Source organism: Pseudonocardia sp. ICBG162, from assembly GCF_020496225.1.
GTDB classification, from domain to species: Bacteria; Actinomycetota; Actinomycetes; order Mycobacteriales; family Pseudonocardiaceae; genus Pseudonocardia; species Pseudonocardia alni.
This window is the reverse complement of sequence record NZ_JAHLJD010000013.1, coordinates 622,347-642,600: the sequence shown is the minus strand read 5'-3', so window position 1 is coordinate 642,600 and position 20,254 is coordinate 622,347. Positions and strand designations below refer to the sequence as shown.

Genomic DNA, 20,254 nt, shown 5'->3' with positions numbered 1-20,254 from the left:
CTCAGTCCGGCAGTGCCGCGAAGGCCTCCCGGGCGGCCGCCAGCACGTCGCCGTAGACCCGGCGGGCCGGTCGGCCCGCCGGGTCGGCCAGCCAGCCGGCGACGGCGACCTGCATCACCGCCATCGCACCGGCCGCGGCGAGCCGGTGGGCCGTCGCGGGGGTGTCGGCGCCGTCGCGTTCGGCGAGCGCCTGCGCGACGGTCTGCTCCACGGTCCGTCCGACGTGGGCGATCCGCGGGTGCAGCTCGGGGTGGGTGCGCAGCAGCTCCATCTGCCCGTGCCAGGTCGGGCTGGTCGTCAGCGCCACGCTGACCTCGGCGAGCACCGCCGTCGCCGCCCCGAGCGGTGAGGCCTCGGTCCGGGCGCGGACCTCGGCGGCGAGCTCCTCGAGGGAGGCGGTGTCCCAGTCGAAGAGCACCGCGTCCTTCGACGGGAAGTGGTTGAAGAACGTGCGCGGCGCGACGTCGACGTCGGCGCAGATCTCCTCGACGGTGAACGCGTCCGGGCCCTGGGTGCGCGCGCGTTCCAGTGCCGCGGCGCGCAGCGCCTGGCGGGTCCGCACCTTCTTGCGCTCCCGCAGCCCGTGGCAGCGCGCCTCCTGGTCGGTCAGCATCTCGCCGATCATGCCTGTCCCACCTCTCCCTCTGGTCCCGGCGCGGCTCGCACCCTCGAAACGTGCGGGGAGTGCAGTCGTGCAGTCACTGCAGTGTGCTTGTACATTCGTGAGCACCGCAAACTATTGCACGGCGCAAGCCCGCATGGAGGACGCGTGTCACAGGAGCAGGTGCAGGAACCGGAGCGCTCGCGCACGGCGAAGGACCTGGCCCTGGCCCTGTGGTTCCCCGCCTTCTTCGTGCTGGGGTTCATGCTGTTCTACCTGCTGCCGTTCCACGCCCCGGCCCCGCACGGCATCCCGGTCGGGGTCGTCGGGCAGCAGGCCGCCGCGACCGTGTCCGCCGAGCTGGCGCAGGCGTCGCCGGGCGGGTTCCACGTCACCCCGGTCGCCGCCGCGGCCGACATCCGGGACGCGATCTTCCACCGCGACGTCGTCGCCGGGTACGACCCGGCGGGCCACACGCTCTACATCGCCCGCGCCGACGGCCTGCAGCTCGTCCAGGTCGTGCAGGGGATCTTCACGCCGCTGTCCACCGGGTCCGGGGCGCCGCTGCGGGTGGTGGACCTCGCGCCGACCGCGCCCGGCGACGGCTTCGGCACGTCGCTGTTCTACATCGCGATGGCCTGCAACATCTCCGGCTACATCGCGGTCATGATGATGATGCAGGCCACCGCGCTGTCACGGCGCACCAAGCTGACCGCGCTCGCCGGGTTCGGCCTGTTCGCCACCGTGGTGTGCTGGGCGATCGGCACCGCGATCCAGGCGATCCCGTTCCACCCGGCGGTGCTGGTCGTCGGCTTCCTGCTGTCCCAGGCCGTCGCCTGGACGACGTTCGGGCTGGCCCCGTTCGTGCGCCGTGCGCTGCCCGGCGTCGCGATGGGCCTGTTCGTGCTGATGTCGATCCCGTCCTCGGGCGGGGCGATCCCGAAGGAGATGGTGCCGGGCTTCTTCCAGGTCCTGCACCACGTCATGCCGCTCGGGCAGGCCATCGACGCCGCCCGCGGCATCCTCTACTTCGACGCCACCGCGATCACCGTGCCGGTGCTCGGGCTGCTGGCCTGGTGGGCGTTCGGTGCGCTGCTGGTCGCGCTGGGTGCGTGGCGGGACCGGCGCGCCGCCGGGCGCGAGGCCGCGGCCGGGCCGGAGGAGGCGGCCGTCGACGCCGAGCGCGAGCGGGAGCACGGGATCGCCGAGGCCGTCGCCGACGAGGCCTCGGTCGGCGGCGCGCACCCGGACGCCCTCGCCGACGCCCGGCTGCTCGCCCACCCGGTCCCGACGCTGATCGGCCGGGTCGTCGACGACGCGGGCCGGCCCGTGCCGCGGGCGCGGGTGACCGTCGTCGACCACACCGGCGGGCAGGTCGACGTCGCCGCCGGGTCCGAGGACGGCCGGTTCGCCGTCCGTGGCCGCGCCGACGGGTGGGTCACCGTGCTGGTGTCCGCGCCCGGCCACGACCCGGTGTCGGAACGGCTGCGCCTGCACGGCGCGGTGTCGCACCGCAGCGTGGTCCTGCGCCCGGCCGCCGCGCCGGCACCGGGGGAGCCGGTCAGCCGTGCGCCAGCAGCGCTGCCCCGATGATCCCGGCCTCGTTGAGCAGCCCGGCCGGGACGAGCTCGGTGCGGGTCCGCACGTAGGGCGACCACTTCTCGAACTTCTTGCTCACCCCGCCGCCGACCACGATCAGGTCCGGCCACAGCAGGTTCTCGACGTGGGTGAAGTAGCGCTGCAGCCGCCCGCCCCACTCCTCCCAGTCCAGGTCCTCGCGCTCGCGGGCGGAGTCGGCGGCGCGCGACTCGGCGTCGAACCCGTCGATCTCCAGGTGCCCGAACTCGGTGTTGGGCACCAGCCGTCCCGTGGTTGCCGCGCCGACCCGGTGCCGGTCCCGAGGGTCACGACGAGCGCGAGCCCGTGGTGGTGGCCGGCGGCCGCACCGAACTCGGCCTCGGGCGACGCCCGCGGCGTCGGCGCCGGTGACCAGCAGCGCGTCCAGGGCCGTGCCCGGCGCAGGACCGCGGCGGGTCGCAGTCGATCCAGGCCCGGTCCACGTTGGCCGCGGTGCGGGTCACCCCGTGCTGGACGACGGCCGGGAACGTGCAGCCGAAGGAGTCCCGCCAGTCGAACTCGTCGAGGATCTGCTTGACGGTCTCGGCGACCGCCTCCGGGGTGGACGGCTGCGGCGTCGGGATCCGCACCCGGTCCCGGCCAGCGGCCCTTGTGCAGGTCCACCGGGCGCCCTTGTGCGAGCCGCCGATGTCGATACCGAACCCGAGTGCGTGCTTGCTGCTCACGCGCCCGATCCTTCCAGGGCCGCCGCGACCACGCCGCGCGCCTCGTCCGGCGATGCGCGTCAGGTGCTCCGGTCCGCGGAAGCACCCGGCGTAGACCTTGTACACGTCCTCGGATGCCCGAGGGGGGGCGGGAACCACACCGGCGCGGTGATGACCTTCAGCCCGCCGATCGCGGCGTCGTTGCCCGGGGCGCGGGTGAGCTTCGCGGTGATCGCGAGCCCGGCGAGCCGGGTGGCGGGACGGGCGTCGGCGGAACCTGTCCCGCAGCACCGCCAGCACGGCGCGGAGCTCGAGGCGGGCGCAGGTGCGCACCGGCGCAGAAGTGCGGGCCGTGTCCGAAGGTCAGCGGGTGCCCGACGGCCGGGCGGGCGTCGATCCCCCGGATGTCGACCAGCACCGGTGCCCCGGCGGGCAGCGGCTCACCGCCGAGGTCGGTGTCGGTCCGGGGAAGCGCCACAGCGAGAACGGGGCGGGCGGGTGGACCCGCAGCACCTCGACGACCAGCGCGTCGAGCTCCTCGGCGGTGCGGTCGGCGAGCCCGGAGTCCAGGGCGGGGCGACGACGTACCCGAGCGCGGCGTCGGTGGTGAGCTGCCCGGCGAATACCAGCCCGAAGACGAGGTAGCCGACCTGGGCGTCGGTGAGGTCGGGCAGGCCGGCACGCAGTCCGGCCGCGACGCCGTCGCCGGTCCCGTCGGTGACCGCGGCCGTGCCGATCGCCTGCAGCCGTCCGAACGCCGCTCCCGCCACCGCCGGGTCGGGACTCCACATCGCCCGGCAGGCGGCGACGGCGTCGTCGAGGAGCCCGGGTGGGGCGCCCACGACCTCGAGCACGACGGCCAGCGGGTAGCGGGTGGTGAAGTCCTCGGTCAGGTCGACCTCACCGGGGCCGAGGCCCTCGAGGAGGGCGGAGGCGAGGGAGCGGGCGCGCCCGTCGTACCGGGCGAGCGCGCGGGCGGACAGCAGCGGTGCGTGCGCGCGACGCAGCCGGGCGTGCCCGTGACCGTCGGCGGTGGTGAGCGAGAGCCGCTCGGTGGCAGAGGGTTCGAGGTCGGTGACGCCCGGAGGGGCGAGCGCGGGGTCCTTCGCGAACCGCGGGTCGGTGAGCACCCGCCGGGCGAGCGTTTCGTCGGTGACCACCCACACCGCGGCCCCGCCGGCCGGCGCCGTGCGCACGACCGGCCCTCCGGGAACCGTGGGATCGGGCTCGGACAGGGATCGGGTGCGGGCGCTGAACGGGCACGTCATGCGGTGAGCGTGACCGTCGACGCGGACACGTCCGGTCCTCAGTCGAGCAGCACCGTGCGCAGGTCGAGGCGGCGCAGCACCGGTCGACGGCGTGCGGGTCGACGCCGGGCTCGCGCCGGGCGGCGAGCACCTCGGTCCGGGCCGCGGCCAGCGCCGAGGCCTGGGCCTCGGCGAACGCGCGCCGGGACTTCTTCACCGCCGCGATCCGGGACCGTTCCTCCTCCGAGGGCGTCTCCCCCGACAGCACCCGCTCCAGCCGCTCGACCCGCTCGCGCATCGCGGTGCCGACCTCCTCGGGCAGGCCCCGCACCGTGCGTTCGAACTCCAGGGTCGCGACGGCGGCGCGGCGCGCCCGCAGCACGATCTCGCGTTCGGCGCGCTCCTCGGCGTCGGCCTCGTCGTCGATGTCGAGGGCGCGGACCAGCATGCCGAGGGTGAAGCCGGGCACGAGCAGCGTCACGAACAGCACCGACACGGCGATGAGGACGAGCTGGTCGCGGGCGGGGAACGGCGCCCCGGACGCGGTCTGCACCGGCAGCGACAGCGCGAGGGCGAGCGTGGCGAGACCGCGCATGCCGCACCAGGACAGCAGCACCGCCTCGCGTCCGGTGAGCGGCGCGGCGCCGGCCGCGGCGGAGTCGTCGGCGCTGCGGGACAGCAGCCGCCAGGCGACGACCATCCACAGCACCCGCACCGCGACGACGACCACGCACACGACCGCCGCGTGCGCGAGCATCGTCGGCAGCTCGTCGCCCGCGGCGAGCACGACCTCGCGCAGGTCGAGCCCGATCAGGCCGAACGCGAGCCCGGTGACCAGCAGCTCGACGACGTTCCACAGCGAGGACTGGGTGAGCCGCTCGGCGGCCTCGTCGGCGTCGGCCCCGGCGCGCAGCTGCAGCGCGAGCACGACGACGGCGATCACCCCGGAGGCGCCGAGCTCGTCGGCGGCCAGGTAGGTGGCGAACGGGAGGACCAGGGTGAGCGCGCTGCGCCCGGTGGCGTCGGTGAGCCTGCCGAGCACCCGGCGCGCAGCCAGGCCACCCCCAGTCCGATCAGGACCGCGCCGGCGGCGCCGAGCACGAACCGCAGGCCCAGCCCGAGGGGGCTCAGCTCGTCGCCGGAGACGGTCGCCAGCACCGCGGCCTGGAACACGACCAGCGCGGTGGCGTCGTTGAACAGCCCCTCGCTCTGCAGCACCGCCACCACGCGGCGCGGGATCGGGACCTGCCCGGCGACGGCCTCAACGGCGACCGGGTCCGGTGGGGCGACCATCGCCCCGAGCGCGACGGCGGCGGTGAGCGCGAGCCCCGGCACGAGCAGCCAGACCGTCCCGGCGACCGCGGTGGCGGTGACCAGCACCAGGCCGACGGCGAGCAGCGCGATCGTCCGCCTGCGCGCCCGGAACAGCGCCCACGACGTGCGCTGCGCCGTGGCGAACAGCAGCGGCGGCAGGAACAGCGGCAGGATCAGCTCGGGGTCGATGACGAACGCGTCGGGCAGCCCGGGCAGCAGCGCGACGACCACGCCGAGGACCACCATCAGCGCGGGCCAGGGCAGCCGCAGCCGGTCCCCCACCCCGACCAGGACGACCGCGGCCACCATCAGCCCGACGAGCACGAGCAGCATCTCCACGGACCGACACCCTGCCCTCCTCGCCGTCCCACGGCAGCCGACGCGCCGTGCCAGGATCACGGCGAAACCCACCGCCACCGATCCGAGGAGGTCCGCCCCGTGCCCCGCAACCCCTACGACGAGCTGCCCCCGGTCCCGTCGTTCACCCTGACCAGCACCGACGTGAACGACGGCGCCGCGCTCGCCACCCCCCAGCTGTCCGGCATCTTCGGCGCGGGCGGCGAGGACGTCTCGCCGCAGCTGTCCTGGTCCGGTGCGCCGGAGGGGACGCAGTCCTACGCCGTCACCTGCTACGACCCGGACGCACCGACCGTCGCCGGGTTCTGGCACTGGGCGGTGTTCGACGTGCCGGCCTCGGTGACGTCGCTGCCGTCCGGCGCCGGTGACGACAGCGGGTCCGGCCTCCCCGAGGGCGCGGTCCAGCTGCCCAACGACGCGAGCCTGACCCGCTACCTGGGCGCCGCGCCGCCGCCCGGGCACGGCCCGCACCGGTACTACTTCGTGGTGCACGCCGTCGACGTGCCCACGCTGGACGTGCCCGCCACCGCGACGCCCACGTTCCTGGCCTTCAACCTGTTCAGCCACACCGTCGGCCGCGCCGTCCTGGTCGGGACGCACGCGAACCTGAGCTGAGGCCCGCCGGCGTGGACACGGATGCGGAGCTGGACCGGCTGTACCGGGTCCCGCCGGAGGACTTCGTCGCCGCACGCGACGACGCCGCCGCCCGTGCCCGCGCCGATGCGGACAAGAACGCGGCCCGGGAGATCGCCGCCGCCCGGCGGCCGACCCGGGCCGCGTGGCTGGCGAACCTGCTGGTCGACGACGCCCGCGACGAGGTCGAGGGGCTCCTGGCTCTGGCCCCGGTGCTGGCCCACGCCCAGCGCTCCCTCGACGGCGCGGCCCTGCGGGAGGTGTCCGCGCAGCGCAACCGGCTGGTCGGGGCGCTGGCCCGACGGGCCGCGGCCCTCGGTCGCGCCGCGGGGGCCCGGGTGGGCTCCGGTGTGGAGCGCGACGTGCGGTGGGTGCTGGAGTCGGCGCTGGCCGACCCGGACCTGGCCGACCGGGTGCGGTCGGGGCGGCTGGAGCGCTACGAGCGGCACAGCGGCTTCGGGCCGCTCGGGGAGGCGGATTCCGGGGCAGCGGGGTCCACGGCGGACGCGGACGCTCCGCGTGGCGCCGGGTCCCCGCAGCCGGACGGGGGCGGCGAGGAACGGGACGGCGACGGGGAGCTGGCCGGGCGCCGGCGCGACGCCCGGCGGCGGGAGGCCGAGCGCCGCGCCGCCGAGGAGCGGGAGCGACACGAGACCGAGCAGCACGCGTGGGCGCTCGCCGAGGCGGAGAAGGCCGTCGAGACCGCCCGGCTGGCCGCCCACGACGCCGGCCGGGAACGCGACGACGCCCGCGACCGCGCCGACCGGGCCGACGGGCGTCGCGACGACGCGCACCGCCGGGTGGACGAGCTGACCGCCGAGCTGGACCGCGCCCGCTCCGCCGCCGAGGACGCCGACCGTGCCCGCGACGAGGCCGGCCGCGCCGCCCGGGACGCCGCGGGCCGGGCCGAGCGGGCCGAGGCGGACCTGGCCCGGGCCGAGGAGGCGCTGGACGGGCTGCGGCCGGACTGAGTCCCCTTTCCGACGCCCCGCACCCGCCCGCCGGCCCGTGGCATCCTGGCCCGGATCCGAGAACGAGGAGTCCCCGTGTCCGACGATCCCCGCCGTCACATCCGTGCCCCGCAGCAGATCAAGCACCTGAACGACGACCTGCTCGCCCGGCGCGACCGTGGCGAGCTGCCGTTCGAGCTGCCCGTCCTGACCGTCCCCGGCCGGCGCAGCGGCACGCCCCGGCACACCCCTCTGACGGTGTACGCGACCGGCGGGCAGCGGTTCGTCGTCGGCGGGTTCCCGGGCGCGGACTGGATCGTCAACGTCCGGGCCGCGGGCGGCTGGCCACGCTGAGCACGGGTCCCGACACCGACCCGGAGCCCGTGGTGCTGGTGGAGGTGCCGCCGGAGCAGGCGCGCCCGGTGCTGGAGGCGTGGCCGCAGGTCACCCCGGAGGGCGTCGGGATCATGGTGGAGAACGGGGTCGTCGCCGAGCCGACGCCCGCGGCGCTGGGCGCCCTGACCGGCATCTGCCCGGTGTTCCGCATCGACCCGGCCCGGTAGCCGTACGACGCCGGCGGCCGCGCGTGGCACGGTGACCGGTATGGACATCGGCATCGTCTTCCGGCCCGAGCTGCCCCCCGAGGAGCTGCCGGGTGTGGCCCGTGACGTCGAGGCCGCGGGGCTGGACCAGCTCTGGCTGTGGGAGGACTGCTTCCTGCACGGCGGGACCGCCACCGCGGCCGTCGCGCTGGCCCGCACCGACGCCCTGACCGTCGGCGTCGGGCTGTTCCCGGTGCCGCTGCGGAACCCGGCGGTCGTCGCCATGGAGACCGCCTCGCTCGCCCGGCTGTTCCCCGGCCGGTACCTGCCGGTCCTCGGGCACGGCGTGCTCGACTGGATGGGCCAGGTCGGCAACCGGGTCTCCTCGCCGCTGACCCTGCTCGCCGAGCACACGACCGCGGTGCGGGACCTGCTCGCCGGCCACGAGGTCACCCGCTCCGGGCGCTACGTCTCCCTGGACCGGGTCCGGCTCGACCACCCGCCGACGACCGTCCCACCGGTGCTGGTCGGCGGGCGCGGGCCGCGCACCCTGCGGCTGGCCGGGGACCTCGCCGACGGGGTCCTGCTCGACTCGGGCCTGTCCCCCGCCGACGTCCGGTCCTCGCTCGACGCGTGCGGCCCGGGCGGCGCCGCGGACGGGTTCCGGCGCATCGGCTACGTCGCGCTGCCGGAGCACCGGGCCGAGGTGGAGGCGGTCGTCCGGACCCACGCCGCGGCCGGGCTGGACACCGTCGTCCTGGTCCCGCCGGCCGGCGCCCCGGACCCGCGTCCCTGGCTGGACGTCGTGTCCGCGGCCCGCAGGACGCTCACGCCGGAGCGGTGAACCCCGAGCGCAGCTCCCGCTTGCGGACCTTCCCCGTCGCCGTCCTGGGCAGCGGCTCGTCGGTCCACCGCACGTGCGCGGGCACGGCGAACTCCCCCACCCGCGCGGCGACGGCGGCGCGGACGGCGTCGTCGTCGCGGGCCGCTCCGGGGCGGGCCCGGACCAGTGCGGCGACCTCCTCGCCCAGGCGCGGGTGCGGCACACCGAGCACCGCCACCTCCAGCACCCCGTCGACCTCGTGGATCGCCGCCTCCACCTGCGCGGAGTACACGTTCTCCCCACCGCGCAGCACGACGTCCTTCAGCCGGTCCACGACGTACACCCAGCCGTCGGTCACGTGCCCCAGGTCGCCGGTGCGGAACCAGCCGTCGACGAACGCCTCGGCGTCGGCGTCGGGCCGGTTCCAGTAGCCGCGGACCACGTTCGGGCCGCGGAACCACAGCTCGCCGACCTCGCCGTCGCGCAGTGCCTCTCCGTCCGGGCCGGCAACCCGCAGCCGGGCCCCCGGCGCGGGCCGGCCGACCGAGTCGGGACGGGCCCGGTACTCGGACCCGGTGTTCGCGCAGATCGCCGAGGTCGTCTCGGTCAGGCCGTAGCCGTTGGCCGCCCCGGCACCGAGGTCGCGCCCGATCCGCGCGACGAGCTCGGGCGGCACGGGTGCCCCGCCCATCCCGAGCGTCCGCAGCGACGCGAGGTCGGCGGGGTCGGCGCCGTCGAGCAGCTCCGCCGTCGTCGACGGGACACCGTTGGAGCGGGTCAGCCGCTCGGACCGGACGACGGCCCGCGCCGCGGCCGGGTCCCAGCGGTGCAGGGTCGCGAGCTTCGCCCCGCCGAGCACGGCGCCGACGAGGCCGTTGATCCCGGCGATGTGGAACATCGGGTACATCAGCAGCGTCCCCTGCTGCCCCGGCGGCGGTCCCACCCCGGAGTGCAGCGCGGTGGCGCGGGCCTGCAGCGCGACGTTGAGCAGGTTCGTCACGTGGTTGCGGTGGGTGCCGACCGCGCCCTTCGGACGGCCGGTGGTGCCGGAGGTGTAGAGGATCGTCGCGTCGTCGTCGGGGCCGGGCGCGGCGCCCCCGACCGGGTCACCGGGGCCGTCGGTGCGCAGCCCGAGGTCGTCCCACTCGGTCACCGGACCGGGCGCGGGCGCGCCGCCCCCGCGGACCCGTACGACCGGCACCCCGGTGCCGCTCCCACCGCACAGGGCGGCGCACCGTTCCGGGTCGGCCCGACGACCACCCCGCACCGGAGTCGGCCACCGCCCACGCCAGCTCGGGTGCGCTCCACCAGGCGTTCAGCGGCACGACGACCAGGCCCGCGACCTGTGGCGGCGAAGAAGACCGCCGGCCACTCCGGCAGGTTCCGCATCGCGATCGCGACCCGGTCGCCGGGGCGCAGCCCGAACCGTCCGGTGAGCACGCCGGCCAGGTCGGCGACCAGGCTCCGGTGCTCGCCGTAGGTGCGACGCCCGCCGTGGTGGACGGTGAACGTGCGCTCCGGCCACGCCGCCGTCGCCGCCCACAGCTCGGCCAGGGTGTGCGGGCCACGCCGGTAGACCCGCATCGCGACGCCGCGCACGTCGTCGTCGACCAGCTCGAACTCCCCGCCGGGCGCGGTCAGTGCGGCGATCACCGGGCCGAGCCCGGTGGTCGCGGCGGTGTCGTCTCCCGGGATGTCTCGCATCGGCGCACCTCCTCGTGCCCGTCCGTCCTACCCCGGCGGCCGCTCCGGCGGAAGCCGTGATCGTTCGCTCTCGACAACGATCGTGTCCCGACTCACCGCGCACCAGTACGCCCGTCCCATTTAGGCTCGGGTCGTGATCACACGGTGAGGTCCCGCCCGTCGCTGTCCGGATGGTGGCGCTGGCTGCTGCTCGCCGCGCTGACCGTGGTCGTGACCGCCGGGCTCGCCGCGGTCGACGTGCCCTCCCCCGCCCTGTTCGCCGGGCTGCTGGTCGCGACCGTGCTCGCCCTGTGCGGGCTCGGTCCCGCCCGGGTCGCCCGCCCGGCGACGTCGGGTGCGCAGGCGGTGATCGGCGTCGTCATCGGCCTGCTCGCCCGCCCGGACACCCTGGCCGCGGTGGCCTCCGAGTGGCTGCCGGTGCTGCTGATCAGCCTCGCGACGCTGCTGGTCAGCATGGGGTCCGGGCTGCTCATGGGTCTGCAGCGCGGGGTCACCCCGCTCACCGGGATGCTCGCGCAGACCGCGGGCGGCGCGTCCGGGCTGGTCGCGATCAGCCGCGAGCTGGGCGGCGACGAGCGCACCGTCGCCGTCATCCAGTACCTGCGGGTCGGGCTGGTCACCGCGACGATGCCGGTGGTCGCCGCGGTCGTCTACGGCGCCTCCCCCGGCGCACCGGCCGCCGCGGTCACCGGCCCCGGCGCGCCGTGGTGGGTCGGGCTCGCGGTGACCGCGGTGTGCGTGGGCGTCGGCGTCCCGCTGGGGAAGCTCGCGCGGGTCCCCGCCGGGTCGCTGCTCGGGCCGATGGTGGTGGCGCTGGTCGTCAGCCTGGCCGGGTTCTCCTTCGCCGCGTCGGTGCCGCTGCCGATCGTCGACGTCGCCTACGCCGTCATCGGCTGGCAGGCCGGGCTGCGCTTCACCCGGGCCGCGCTCGGCACCGTCGCGCGGGTGCTGCCGCTGGCGACCGGGCTGATCCTGGGCGTCGTCGCGCTCTGCGCCGGGCTGGGGCTGCTGCTGTCGTACTTCACCGGCATGACCCCGCTGGAAGGCTACCTCGCGACCACCCCGGGCGGGGTGTACGCGGTGCTGGCGACGGCGATCTCCTCCGGGGTGGACGTCACCTCGGTGGGTCGCGGTGCAGGTGCTGCGGGTGATCCTGATGCTGCTGGTCGCGCCGTGGATCGCGCGGGTGGTCGGCCGGCGGCTCGGCCCGGGCCCCGCGGCCTGAGGCCCGCTCAGCGGACCCGCGCGACCCGCCCCGGCGGCGGCGCCGGGACCGCACCGGGGTGCAGCAGGGCGGCGATCGCCTCGACCCCGTCGACCAGGCGCGGACCGGCCCGCACCACGAACGACGCCGAGTCGATCGCGTGCACCGGGACCCCGGCGGGCAGCCACGGCAGCGCCGCGCGGGCCTGGGCGAGCGCGTCGTCGAGGCCGAAGCCGCACGGCGCGACCAGCACGGCGTCGCACGGGGGCAGGTCGGCCGGGTCGACGGCGGTGCTGCGCCCGCCCGGGGCGGCCGCCACCGGGACGCCACCGGCCGCGGTGACCAGGTCGGGCACCCAGTGCCCGGGCAGGAACGGCGGGTCGGTCCACTCCAGCACCAGCACCCGCGGCGCCCGGCGGCCCCGCACCGCGGCGGCGACGGCGTCGAGGCGCGCCGACAGGCCCGCGACCAGCGCGGCGGCCCGGTCCGGCACCCCGGCCGCGGCGCCGACCGCGGTCACCGCGTCGAGCACGTCGGCCAGCCGGTGCGGGTCCAGCGACAGCACCCGGGCCCGGGTCCCCAGCTCGTCCTGCACCTGCGCGACGGTCGAGCCGGGCAGCGCGCACACCGCGCACAGGTCCTGGGTGAGGATCAGCTCCGGGTCGGCGGCGGCGAGCCGGGCGCGGTGCACCTCGTACAGCGGCAGCCCGGCCGCGGCCCGATCGCGGACGACGGCGTCGATCTCCCCCGGCGACGCGGCGGGCGGCAGCGCGGTGTCGACGACCACCGGCACCCGGTCCCGGACGCCCACCGGGTCGTCGCACTCGAAGGTGACGCCGACCAGGTCGGCGGCCAGGCCGAGCCGCCCGGCGATCTCGGTCCCGGCCGGGAGCAACGACGCGATCCGCACACCGCGGAACGGTAGGCGGTGGCGTGGGCCGCGACGAGGGGGAAGGATCGCGGCATGACCGTGCACGAGCGCGCCGGGACCCCGGCCCGCCCCGAGGACCTCGTCGACGTCGACGCGCTGCTGGCCGCGTACGCCGCGACCCACCCCGACCCGTCGGTCGACGTGCAGCGGGTCGCGTTCGGCACGTCCGGGCACCGCGGGTCGGCGTTCACCGCGACCTTCAACGACGACCACATCGCCGCCACCAGCCAGGCGATCGTCGAGTACCGGGCCGCGCAGGGCACCGACGGCCCGCTGTTCCTCGGCCGCGACAGCCACGCGCTGTCCGAGCCGGCCTGGCTCACCGCGGCCGAGGTGTTCGCGGCAAACGGCGTCGACGTCGTCGTCGACTCCCGGGACGGGCTGACCCCGACCCCGGCGATCTCACACGCGATCCTCGTGACCAACGCCGGGCGCGACGGCCGGCACCTCGCCGACGGCGTGGTCGTCACCCCGTCGCACAACCCGCCCGCCGACGGCGGCTTCAAGTACAACCCGCCGGACGGCGGCCCCGCCGGCACCGAGGCGACGTCCTGGATCGCCGACCGGGCCAACCAGCTGCTCGAGAACGGCCTGAAGGAGGTGCGCCGCGCCCGGTTCGACGCCGCCGCCGCGCACCGCTACGACTACCTCGGCACCTACGTCGACCAGCTCGACCAGGTGCTCGACATGGCCGCGGTCCGCGACGCCGGCGTCACCATCGGCGCGGACCCGCTCGGTGGCGCCTCGGTCGACTACTGGGGCGTGATCGCGCAGCGCTGGGGCCTGGACCTGACCGTGGTGAACCCCGACGTCGACCCGGCCTTCGGCTTCATGACCCTGGACTGGGACGGGAAGATCCGGATGGACTGCAGCTCGCCGTACGCGATGGCGTCGCTGCGGGCCCGGATGGAGGCCGACCCGGCGCCGTTCACCATCGCCACCGGCAACGACGCCGACGCCGACCGGTCGACGGCATCGTCACCGCGCCGACGGCGGCCTGATGAACCCGCAACCGACTACCTCGCCGTCGCGATCCCACGGCTACCGGTTCGCCCACCGTCCCGGCCGGCCCGGGGCCGCGGTGGGGTCGGTCACCGACGAAACGCTCGCCCGGCGATGCTCATCGACCGGGTTCGCCGAAGTGACCCCGCGCTCGCCCCTCCAGGCTGGTCGAGGTGCCCGTCTGGGTTCAAGCGGCTCTGCTCGGCCACCGCTCGACGGTCATCGGGCACGGCCCGGCTGAGAGCGCGGGCGCGTCGCTCCTGCGCCCGCGACGGCTCGCCGTGGAGCACCGACGGGCGCGCCTGCTGCTCGCCTCTGCCCTCCTCGAGGGCCTCGGCCCCGGTGAGGTCGACCTGACCGAGGACTTCACCACCCGCTACCCGCTGGCGTCGTGCTCGGTCGCCCCCACCCGGGCTCCTCGACCGACGTCGCCGCCTGCCGGGGAGGAGTCCCGACCCGGCGGTGGCGGAGCGGCGCCGACGCTGTCACCGCGATCGGCACGCCGGGGACGCGGGACCGGCGACGGCTCGCGGCCGGCTGCGTGCCGGCCGCCCGACCTCACCGGGCCCAGGTCGGCACCGACGCCGGGCTGGTTCGCCGCCCACCCCGACGCCGCGCCGGGTACGTCGTCGCCCACGCCCTGGACGCCGGAGCTCCGCGCACCGCCGAGCAGCTGACGCGCTGGTCCAGGTGCGCGGGTCCACCCGCCCGCGGCGTTCTCGCTGTGGCGCTTCGCCCGGACCGACACCGACCTCGGCGGTGAGCCGCTGCCCGCCGGGGCACCGGTGCTGGTCGACATCCGGGGGATCGACGCCCGCCCGGCCGTCGGGCACCCGCTGACCTTCGGACACGGCCCGCACTTCTGCGCCGGTGCGCACCTGGCCCGCCTCGAGCTCCGCGCCGTGCTGGAGGTGCTGCGGGACAGGTTCCCCGACGCCCGTCCCGCCGGCCCGGTGACCGGGCTCGTCGAGGTGCACCCCGGCGGACCGGTCGGGGCGCGGCTCGCCGCGTTACCGGTACGGCTGCATCCCGCGCGGTGATCCTTCCCGCATCCCCTCTCTAGCCATCACATGATGAACTGTGCATGTGTTCGAGCGACGGGTGGTGCGGTCCGCGACCGTGACCGCGGCACTCGCCGTACTGCTGGCGGTCGCGCTCGTGGGCTCGCTCGCGTTCGGCGCCGAGGTCCTCCCCGTCGCGGAGGTCGTCGACGCGGTGCTGCACGACCGGCCCGGCCCCGTCTCGACGATCGTCTGGGACCTGCGGATGCCGCGCTCGCTGCTCGCCGCGATCGTCGGCGCGGGCCTCGCGCTCGCCGGCGACGGGTTGCAGACCCTCGTGCGCAACCCGCTCGCCGACCCCTACCTGCTCGGGGTGTCCTCCGGCGCGAGCGTCGGCGCCACGGCCGTCATCACCACCGGGGTGCTGGGTGCGCTCGGCACCTGGGCGCTGTTCACCGGCGCACTCCTCGGGGCCCTCGCGGCCGGGGCACTCGTCGGGGCGATCGCCGTCGCCCAGGGCGGGCTCACCCCGATCCGGCTGATCCTCACCGGCACCGTCCTCGGCTCGGCGTTCTCGGCGACGGCGAGCTACCTGGTGTTCCGCTCCGGTGACCCGGCCGCCGCCCAGTCCGTGCTGTTCTGGCTGCTGGGGAGCCTGTCCGGGGCGCAGTGGGACCGGGTCGCGGTGCCCGCGGTGACCGTGGCGCTCCTGCTGGTGCTGCTCGTGGCGTTCAGCGGCTGGCTCGACGCGCTCACCGCCGGGCCCGACACCGCGGCCGCACTCGGCGTGCCGGTGACCGCCGCCCGGACCGCGCTGTTCACCGTGTGCGCGGTCGCGGTCGGCGTGCTCGTCGCGGTGTCCGGGGCGATCGGCTTCGTCGGCCTGGTCGTGCCGCACCTGGCCCGGCTGCTCGTCGGGTCCCGGCACCGGGTGCTGCTGCCGGTGACCGCGCTGGGCGGCGCGCTGTTCCTGCTCGTCGTCGACGTCGCCGCCCGGATCGCGGTGCGGCCCACCGAGATGCCGCTGAGCGTGGTCACCGGGCTGATCGGCGCCCCGGTGTTCCTGATCCTGATGGGACGCCGCCGCTACCGGACCGCCGGGAGCATGGCGTGAGCCTGCGTGTCGAGGGGCTCACCTGCGTGCTCGGCGGCCGCACCGTCCTGACCGGGGTCGACCTCGCCGTCGAGCCGGGGGAGGTGCTCGGCGTCGTCGGGCCCAACGGCAGCGGCAAGTCCACCCTGCTGCGCGCCCTCGCCGGGATCCGCAGGCCCGCCGCGGGGCGCGTGCTGCTCGACGGCACCCCGCTGACCGCGCTGCGGGCCCGGCAGCGGGCCCGGCGGATCGCGTTCGTCGGCCAGGAGGAGGACCTGCCACCCGACCTGTGCGCCGGGGAGGTCGTCGCGCTCGGCCTGGTCCCGCACCGGCCGCCGTGGGCGGGCGGCGACGCGGTCGAGCGGGCCGCGGTCACCGCGGCGCTGGCCGCGGTCGAGCTCGACGGTCTCGCCGACCGCCCGGTCGACCGGCTCTCCGGCGGTGAACGGCGCCGGGTGCTGCTCGCCCGCGGCCTCGCCCAGGACGCCGGTGTCCTGCTGCTCGACGAGCCCACCAACCACCTCGACGTCCGGCACGCACTGGGCCTGCTGGAGCTGGTCCGGTCACTGCGCCGGACCGTCGTGGTGAGCCTGCACGACCTCGACCTGGCCGACCGCTGGTGCGACCGCCTCGTCGTCCTGCACGACGGCCGGGCCCTCCCGGCCGTGTCCGACCTCGACCCCGACACCGTCTCACGGGTCTTCGGGGTCGCCGCCGCCCGTGTCACGCATCCGGTGACCGGGCGGTCCCGCCTCGTGTTCGACTCGCTCAGGGAGAGCTCGTGACCCGTCCGCTACGCCTGTCCGCCGTCCTCGCCGCGGGGGTGGTCGCCCTCGCCGCCTGCTCGGCGCCCGCCCCGGCACCCGCCGCCGCCGGTGACCCCGCCGGCACGGTCACCGTGCAGAACTGCGGTGCTCCCGCGCAGTTCCCGGCGCCCGCGCAGCGCATGTTCGTCAACGACGGCAACATGATCTCGATGGTCCTGGCGCTCGGCGCCCAGGACCGGGTCACCGCGGTGTCGAGCATGCAGCGCGACGCCGACACGCTGCGCCGCCACTACGGCGCCGCCGTCGACGGCCTGGCGCAGGCCGCGCCGGAGTACCCGACCCTGGAGACCGTCCTGGCCCGCGACCCCGACGTGATGGTCGCCGGCTGGAACTACGGCTACAGCGAGGAGAAGAACCTCACCCCGGCCCGGCTGCGCGAGCAGGGCATCGCCCCGTACGTGCTGACCGAGTCCTGCCGCCAGGCCGACGGGCAGAGCGCCCGCGGCATCGTCGACCCCTGGACGGCGCTGCGCGACGACCTGCACAACCTCGGCACCATCACCGGGCACACCGCCGACGCCGACCGCGTCGTCGCCGACCTCGACACCCGGCTCGACGCGCTGGGGAAGGCACCGAAGGCCGCGACACCGCCGACGGTGTTCCTGTTCGACAGCGGCACCGACACGCCCTTCTCCAGCGGCCGGTTCGGCGCCCCGCAGGCGATCATGGAGGCGGCCGGGGCGCGCAACGCGCTCTCCGACGTCGACGACACCTGGACCACGGTCTCGTGGGAACGGGTCGCGACGGCACAGCCCGCCGCGTTCCTGTTCGTCGACTACCCGCCGCAGACCTTCGCCGAGAAGGTCGCGGTCCTCAAGAGCCGTCCCGACACCCGCGACCTGCCCGCGGTGAAGGAGAACCGGTTCCTGAACCTGCCCTACGCCCTGTGGACCTCGGGCCCGCTCAACGTCGACGCCGCCGAGCAGGTCCGGGCGGCGCTGGAGCGCTGGAACCTCGTGCCCGCCTCCGGCCTGACCCCGGAGTCCGACGACGTGCCCCGCAGCTGAGCGCGGAGGTCCCGGGGGCACGCCGTACGGCGCCCCCGGGACCGGACCGGCCGGTCAGGTGATCGTGATGCCGCCGTCGACGGCCCAGGTCTGGCCGGTGACGTAGCCACCGGCGTCGGAGGCGAGGAACAGCACGGCCGCCGTCAGCTCCTCCGGGTCGCCCTTGCGGCCCATCGGGATCCGCTCGGTCATCCGCTCCAGGTAGCCGTCCTGGTACTGGTCGGTCATCTCGGAGGCGAAGAACCCGGGCGCGACCGCGTTGACCCGGATGCCCCGGCGGCCGGTCCACTGCTGGGCCAGGTCCCGGGTCAGGCCGACGATCGCCGCCTTGGACGCGGAGTAGGCCGCCTGCGGCAGCGACGCGGTGGTGAGCCCGAGGATCGAGGAGATGTTGACGATGCTCGACCCGGGCGCCATGTGGGCGGCGCAGGCCTGCGCCATCCAGTAGGAGCCGTTGAGGTTCACGTCGACGACGCTGGTGAACTGCTCCGGGGTCTCCTTCAGGGCGGGCACCGCGGTGCCGACGCCGGCGTTGTTGACCAGCACGTCGAGCCGGCCGAACTCGTCGACGGCGGCCTGCGCCAGGGCCCGGCAGTCCTCCGGCTCCGCCACGTCGGTGGCGACGGCCACCGCCCGCCGCCCGGCCGCCTCGACCAGCGCCACGGTGTCGGCCAGCTTCTCGGCCCGCCGCGCCCCCAGCACGAGGTCCGCGCCGGCCTCGGCGAGGCCCTTGGCGAAGGCCACGCCCAGGCCGGAGGAGGCGCCGGTGACGACGGCGACCCTGCCGTCCAGTCGGAATCGCTCGATCACGCTCACCCGGCGACCCTAACCCGGATCAGCCGCCGAGCTTCTCCGCGAGCTGCGGGACGAGCCGCTCCAGGGCGAACGGCGCGGACAGGACGGAGTTGTAGGTCATCGCGCCGCGGGTGTCGGCGTCGGGGACGATCATGTCGCCGCGGGCCACGACCGGGACCTGGCGCAGGACCGGGTCGGAGTCGACCTGCTGCTTCGCGGCGCCCTCGTCGGCCAGCATCACCAGGACGTCGCCGTCGAGCAGGCCGGCCTGCTCGGAGGAGACCTCGACGTAGAAGCTCTGCCGATCGTCGCGCTCGGCGATGGCCGGTGGCTGCGCGAAGCCGAGACCGGTCATGAACTGGCCGCGGGCGTCGGCGGCGGTGAAGGCGCCGTACATGCCGTCGAAGGGCAGCACCGTCGCCCCGACCTTCCCGCGGAACTGCGGGTGCGCGGTGACGGCGTCGGCGAACGCGGCGTCGGCGGTCCGGACCAGCTCCTCGCCGCGAGCGGTCTCACCCAGCGCGGTCGCGACGGCGCGCATCTGGTCGGTGCGGCTCACCCCGAACGCGATGGAGCCCGCGGGACGGGCGACGACCGGCGCGATCGCGGTCAGCCGGTCGTAGGCGGCCTGGTCGATGCCCGAGGACAGCGCGATGATCACGTCCGGGCGCAGCGCGGCGATCCGTTCCAGGTTCGGCTCGGGCTCGGTGAGCACCTGCGGTGCCTCACCCTGCACGAGCCCGCGGGCCCACGGGCCCAGCCCGCCGGTCTCCTGGTAGAAGGTGTAGGAGGCGACCGCGACCGGGGTCGTACCCAGGGCGAGGACGGGGTCGGCGTCGGTGACGCCGAGGGCGATGACCCGCTGTGGGCGGGCGGGGATCTCCGCGGTGCCGAAGGCGTTGTCGATGCGGACGGGGAACGCGCCGTCGGCGGTGGACGGGGCGGCCGTCGGGCCGGGACCGCCGGACGTACAGGCGGTGAGCAGGCCCACGAGGGCCAGCAGGGGGATCAGTCGTCGAAGCACATCGGGACAATAACTGAGGCTCACCTAACCCGGAATGTCCGGAAGGTCTCGCGGCGGCGCGTTCGCACCGGCCGACGCGTCGCGGACCGGTGCGAACGCGCGGGGTCAGCCGCGCGGGCGGCGCTTGCGGGCCACGACGGCCCGGTAGAGCAGCGGGTCGCGGCTGGTCGCGAGCCGGTGCCGGTAGACGGTCGCGGCGAGCTCCTCGAGCTCGCCGGACGCCAGCAGCGAGGAGATGAGGCCGGCGAACCCGGAGGTGTCGCCGTCGGTCAGGAAGTCGTCCCGCAGGGTGATCGCGACGAAGCCGTCGACCGCGACCATGTCGAACGCGGCACGGAACGCCGCGGGCGGGATGTCGCCGAAACCCAGCGCGGCGACGCAGGTCAGGGCGTCGAAACCGCCCGCGGAGATGTTCTCGGTGGTCTCGTCGTCGAGGTCGGTGAGGTCCACGACGTGGTAGTCGTCGTAGACCCCCGGGCGGTCCCGTTCGGCGGCGTCGCGGGCCTCGGGGAGGATGTCGATCCCCACCACCTTGCCGACGCCGCGGGCACGCAGCTCCTCGGCGACGATGCCGTTGCCGGCGCCGACGTCGAGGACCCGCAGCCCGGACGGGTCGACGCCGACGGCGTCGAGCTGCTCGGCCAGCGCGCCGGCCACCACGGCCGGGGACTGGCACTGCAGGATGTCGTAGAACAGCTTCTCGTAGAGGCCCGGGATCTTGAAGAGCTCGTCGTAGTCGTGGATGCGGTACTCGGTCCACCCGTGTCCGAGGTCCAGGACGCAGTACTCCGCGTCCTGCTCGAACGAGGTCGTGGGTTCCGGCAGAGCAAGCCGGTAGGTCGGTTCGGAACGCTCGACGGCCATGAAAATCCTTCCTGGTCGGGAACGGACACCTCGACGCTAGTGCACCCGACGCC

At 75.8% G+C, this 20,254-nt stretch carries 23 protein-coding genes and 1 pseudogene; 12 read left to right on the top strand and 12 right to left on the bottom strand.

Features of this window, described 5'->3' with window-relative positions; all coding sequences use genetic code 11:
• Nucleotide 1 precedes the first annotated feature (1 nt).
• Nucleotides 2-625, bottom strand: coding sequence for a TetR/AcrR family transcriptional regulator (locus tag KPL60_RS06325; protein WP_226365208.1), 624 nt, complete (start codon nucleotides 623-625; stop codon nucleotides 2-4).
• Nucleotides 626-769: 144 nt separating this feature from the next.
• Between KPL60_RS06325 and KPL60_RS34555 the strand changes: the two genes are divergently transcribed.
• Entirely contained in the window at nucleotides 770-2,194 is a 1,425-nt protein-coding gene (locus tag KPL60_RS34555; RefSeq protein WP_226365207.1) for a carboxypeptidase regulatory-like domain-containing protein, read from the top strand.
• On the opposite strand, the gene KPL60_RS34550 is transcribed toward KPL60_RS34555, so the two are convergent.
• The 5 genes from KPL60_RS34550 to KPL60_RS33585 form a co-directional block, all read right to left on the bottom strand.
• Nucleotides 2,163-2,459, bottom strand: coding sequence for a hypothetical protein (locus KPL60_RS34550; RefSeq protein ID WP_308016670.1), 297 nt, complete (start codon nucleotides 2,457-2,459; stop codon nucleotides 2,163-2,165). The genes KPL60_RS34555 and KPL60_RS34550 overlap by 32 nt on opposite strands.
• Before the next feature lie 46 nt (nucleotides 2,460-2,505).
• On the bottom strand, nucleotides 2,506-2,904 hold the full coding sequence (locus KPL60_RS34545) for a hypothetical protein (RefSeq protein ID WP_308016669.1): 399 nt from the start codon (nucleotides 2,902-2,904) through the stop codon (nucleotides 2,506-2,508).
• Between the two features lie 419 nt (nucleotides 2,905-3,323).
• Nucleotides 3,324-3,737: a hypothetical protein gene (locus tag KPL60_RS06310; RefSeq protein WP_226365206.1), complete on the bottom strand. Its 414-nt coding sequence runs from the start codon at nucleotides 3,735-3,737 to the stop codon at nucleotides 3,324-3,326.
• 46 nt (nucleotides 3,738-3,783) lie between these two features.
• Nucleotides 3,784-5,172, bottom strand: a complete 1,389-nt coding sequence (locus tag KPL60_RS06305; RefSeq protein WP_308016668.1) for a cation:proton antiporter — start codon at nucleotides 5,170-5,172, stop codon at nucleotides 3,784-3,786.
• Entirely contained in the window at nucleotides 5,070-5,777 is a 708-nt protein-coding gene (locus tag KPL60_RS33585; protein WP_255655546.1) for a cation:proton antiporter, read from the bottom strand. Before KPL60_RS33585 ends, KPL60_RS06305 begins: the two co-directional genes overlap by 103 nt.
• Before the next feature lie 105 nt (nucleotides 5,778-5,882).
• Here KPL60_RS33585 and KPL60_RS06300 point away from each other — a divergent pair, with 105 nt between their 5' ends.
• From KPL60_RS06300 to KPL60_RS06280, 5 genes are all read left to right on the top strand, one after another.
• Complete coding sequence (locus KPL60_RS06300; protein WP_226357057.1) at nucleotides 5,883-6,416, top strand: YbhB/YbcL family Raf kinase inhibitor-like protein; 534 nt, start codon at nucleotides 5,883-5,885, stop codon at nucleotides 6,414-6,416.
• Between the two features lie 11 nt (nucleotides 6,417-6,427).
• Entirely contained in the window at nucleotides 6,428-7,405 is a 978-nt protein-coding gene (locus KPL60_RS06295) for a hypothetical protein (RefSeq protein ID WP_226357056.1), read from the top strand.
• A gap of 75 nt (nucleotides 7,406-7,480) precedes the next feature.
• A complete protein-coding gene (locus tag KPL60_RS34540; RefSeq protein ID WP_226365205.1) occupies nucleotides 7,481-7,738 on the top strand; it encodes a nitroreductase/quinone reductase family protein in 258 nt (85 codons plus the stop codon).
• 32 nt (nucleotides 7,739-7,770) lie between these two features.
• Nucleotides 7,771-7,947, top strand: coding sequence for a hypothetical protein (locus tag KPL60_RS06285; RefSeq protein WP_226365204.1), 177 nt, complete (start codon nucleotides 7,771-7,773; stop codon nucleotides 7,945-7,947).
• A gap of 40 nt (nucleotides 7,948-7,987) precedes the next feature.
• The gene (locus tag KPL60_RS06280; RefSeq protein ID WP_226357054.1) at nucleotides 7,988-8,770 is read left to right on the top strand and encodes an LLM class flavin-dependent oxidoreductase; all 783 of its coding nucleotides are present in this window, start codon (nucleotides 7,988-7,990) and stop codon (nucleotides 8,768-8,770) included.
• Here the strand turns inward: KPL60_RS06280 and KPL60_RS06275 are convergent.
• Nucleotides 8,754-9,902, bottom strand: a complete 1,149-nt coding sequence (locus KPL60_RS06275) for a class I adenylate-forming enzyme family protein (RefSeq protein WP_226365203.1) — start codon at nucleotides 9,900-9,902, stop codon at nucleotides 8,754-8,756. The genes KPL60_RS06280 and KPL60_RS06275 overlap by 17 nt on opposite strands.
• Entirely contained in the window at nucleotides 9,899-10,453 is a 555-nt protein-coding gene (locus tag KPL60_RS06270) for an AMP-binding protein (protein WP_226365202.1), read from the bottom strand. Before KPL60_RS06270 ends, KPL60_RS06275 begins: the two co-directional genes overlap by 4 nt.
• 144 nt (nucleotides 10,454-10,597) lie before the next feature.
• Between KPL60_RS06270 and KPL60_RS06265 the strand changes: the two are divergent.
• A pseudogene (locus KPL60_RS06265) lies at nucleotides 10,598-11,518 on the top strand (AbrB family transcriptional regulator); the annotation flags it as partial.
• Nucleotides 11,519-11,685: 167 nt separating this feature from the next.
• Here the strand turns inward: KPL60_RS06265 and KPL60_RS06260 are convergent.
• Nucleotides 11,686-12,567 (bottom strand): ABC transporter substrate-binding protein, encoded by an 882-nt coding sequence (locus KPL60_RS06260; RefSeq protein ID WP_226365201.1) that lies wholly within the window; start codon nucleotides 12,565-12,567, stop codon nucleotides 11,686-11,688.
• Nucleotides 12,568-12,621: 54 nt separating this feature from the next.
• Between KPL60_RS06260 and KPL60_RS06255 the strand changes: the two genes are divergently transcribed.
• The 5 genes from KPL60_RS06255 to KPL60_RS06235 all read left to right on the top strand — a co-directional run bounded on the left by KPL60_RS06255 (nucleotide 12,622) and on the right by KPL60_RS06235 (nucleotide 17,518).
• Nucleotides 12,622-13,947, top strand: coding sequence for a phosphoglucomutase (locus tag KPL60_RS06255; protein ID WP_226365200.1), 1,326 nt, complete (start codon nucleotides 12,622-12,624; stop codon nucleotides 13,945-13,947).
• Between the two features lie 428 nt (nucleotides 13,948-14,375).
• Nucleotides 14,376-14,630, top strand: a complete 255-nt coding sequence (locus KPL60_RS06250; RefSeq protein ID WP_305080653.1) for a hypothetical protein — start codon at nucleotides 14,376-14,378, stop codon at nucleotides 14,628-14,630.
• A 79-nt stretch (nucleotides 14,631-14,709) separates the two neighbouring features.
• Nucleotides 14,710-15,705 carry an iron ABC transporter permease gene (locus KPL60_RS06245; RefSeq protein ID WP_226365199.1) on the top strand — a complete coding sequence of 332 codons (996 nt, stop codon included), beginning with the start codon at nucleotides 14,710-14,712 and terminating at the stop codon, nucleotides 15,703-15,705.
• Entirely contained in the window at nucleotides 15,702-16,469 is a 768-nt protein-coding gene (locus tag KPL60_RS06240) for an ABC transporter ATP-binding protein (RefSeq protein ID WP_226365198.1), read from the top strand. Before KPL60_RS06245 ends, KPL60_RS06240 begins: the two co-directional genes overlap by 4 nt.
• Nucleotides 16,466-17,518: an ABC transporter substrate-binding protein gene (locus KPL60_RS06235; protein ID WP_226365197.1), complete on the top strand. Its 1,053-nt coding sequence runs from the start codon at nucleotides 16,466-16,468 to the stop codon at nucleotides 17,516-17,518. Before KPL60_RS06240 ends, KPL60_RS06235 begins: the two co-directional genes overlap by 4 nt.
• A 54-nt stretch (nucleotides 17,519-17,572) precedes the next feature.
• Here the strand turns inward: KPL60_RS06235 and KPL60_RS06230 are convergent, their stop codons facing one another.
• From KPL60_RS06230 to KPL60_RS06220, 3 genes are all read right to left on the bottom strand, one after another.
• Nucleotides 17,573-18,334, bottom strand: a complete 762-nt coding sequence (locus tag KPL60_RS06230; protein ID WP_226365196.1) for a glucose 1-dehydrogenase — start codon at nucleotides 18,332-18,334, stop codon at nucleotides 17,573-17,575.
• A 19-nt stretch (nucleotides 18,335-18,353) separates the two neighbouring features.
• Nucleotides 18,354-19,169, bottom strand: a complete 816-nt coding sequence (locus tag KPL60_RS06225) for an iron-siderophore ABC transporter substrate-binding protein (protein ID WP_374228656.1) — start codon at nucleotides 19,167-19,169, stop codon at nucleotides 18,354-18,356.
• 273 nt (nucleotides 19,170-19,442) lie between these two features.
• Complete coding sequence (locus KPL60_RS06220; RefSeq protein WP_226365194.1) at nucleotides 19,443-20,201, bottom strand: class I SAM-dependent methyltransferase; 759 nt, start codon at nucleotides 20,199-20,201, stop codon at nucleotides 19,443-19,445.
• Between the last annotated feature and the right edge of the window lie 53 nt (nucleotides 20,202-20,254).

Bases quoted from the DNA above. Each gene is read 5' to 3' on its own strand.
- KPL60_RS06325 (WP_226365208.1), bottom strand. From the start codon at position 625: ATGATCGGCGAGATGCTGACCGACCAGGAGGCGCGCTGCCACGGGCTG.
- KPL60_RS06270 (WP_226365202.1), bottom strand. From the start codon at position 10,453: ATGCGAGACATCCCGGGAGACGACACCGCCGCGACCACCGGGCTCGGC.
- KPL60_RS06220 (WP_226365194.1), bottom strand. From the start codon at position 20,201: ATGGCCGTCGAGCGTTCCGAACCGACCTACCGGCTTGCTCTGCCGGAA.
- KPL60_RS33585 (WP_255655546.1), bottom strand. From the start codon at position 5,777: ATGCTGCTCGTGCTCGTCGGGCTGATGGTGGCCGCGGTCGTCCTGGTC.
- KPL60_RS06255 (WP_226365200.1), top strand. From the start codon at position 12,622: ATGACCGTGCACGAGCGCGCCGGGACCCCGGCCCGCCCCGAGGACCTC.
- KPL60_RS06280 (WP_226357054.1), top strand. From the start codon at position 7,988: ATGGACATCGGCATCGTCTTCCGGCCCGAGCTGCCCCCCGAGGAGCTG.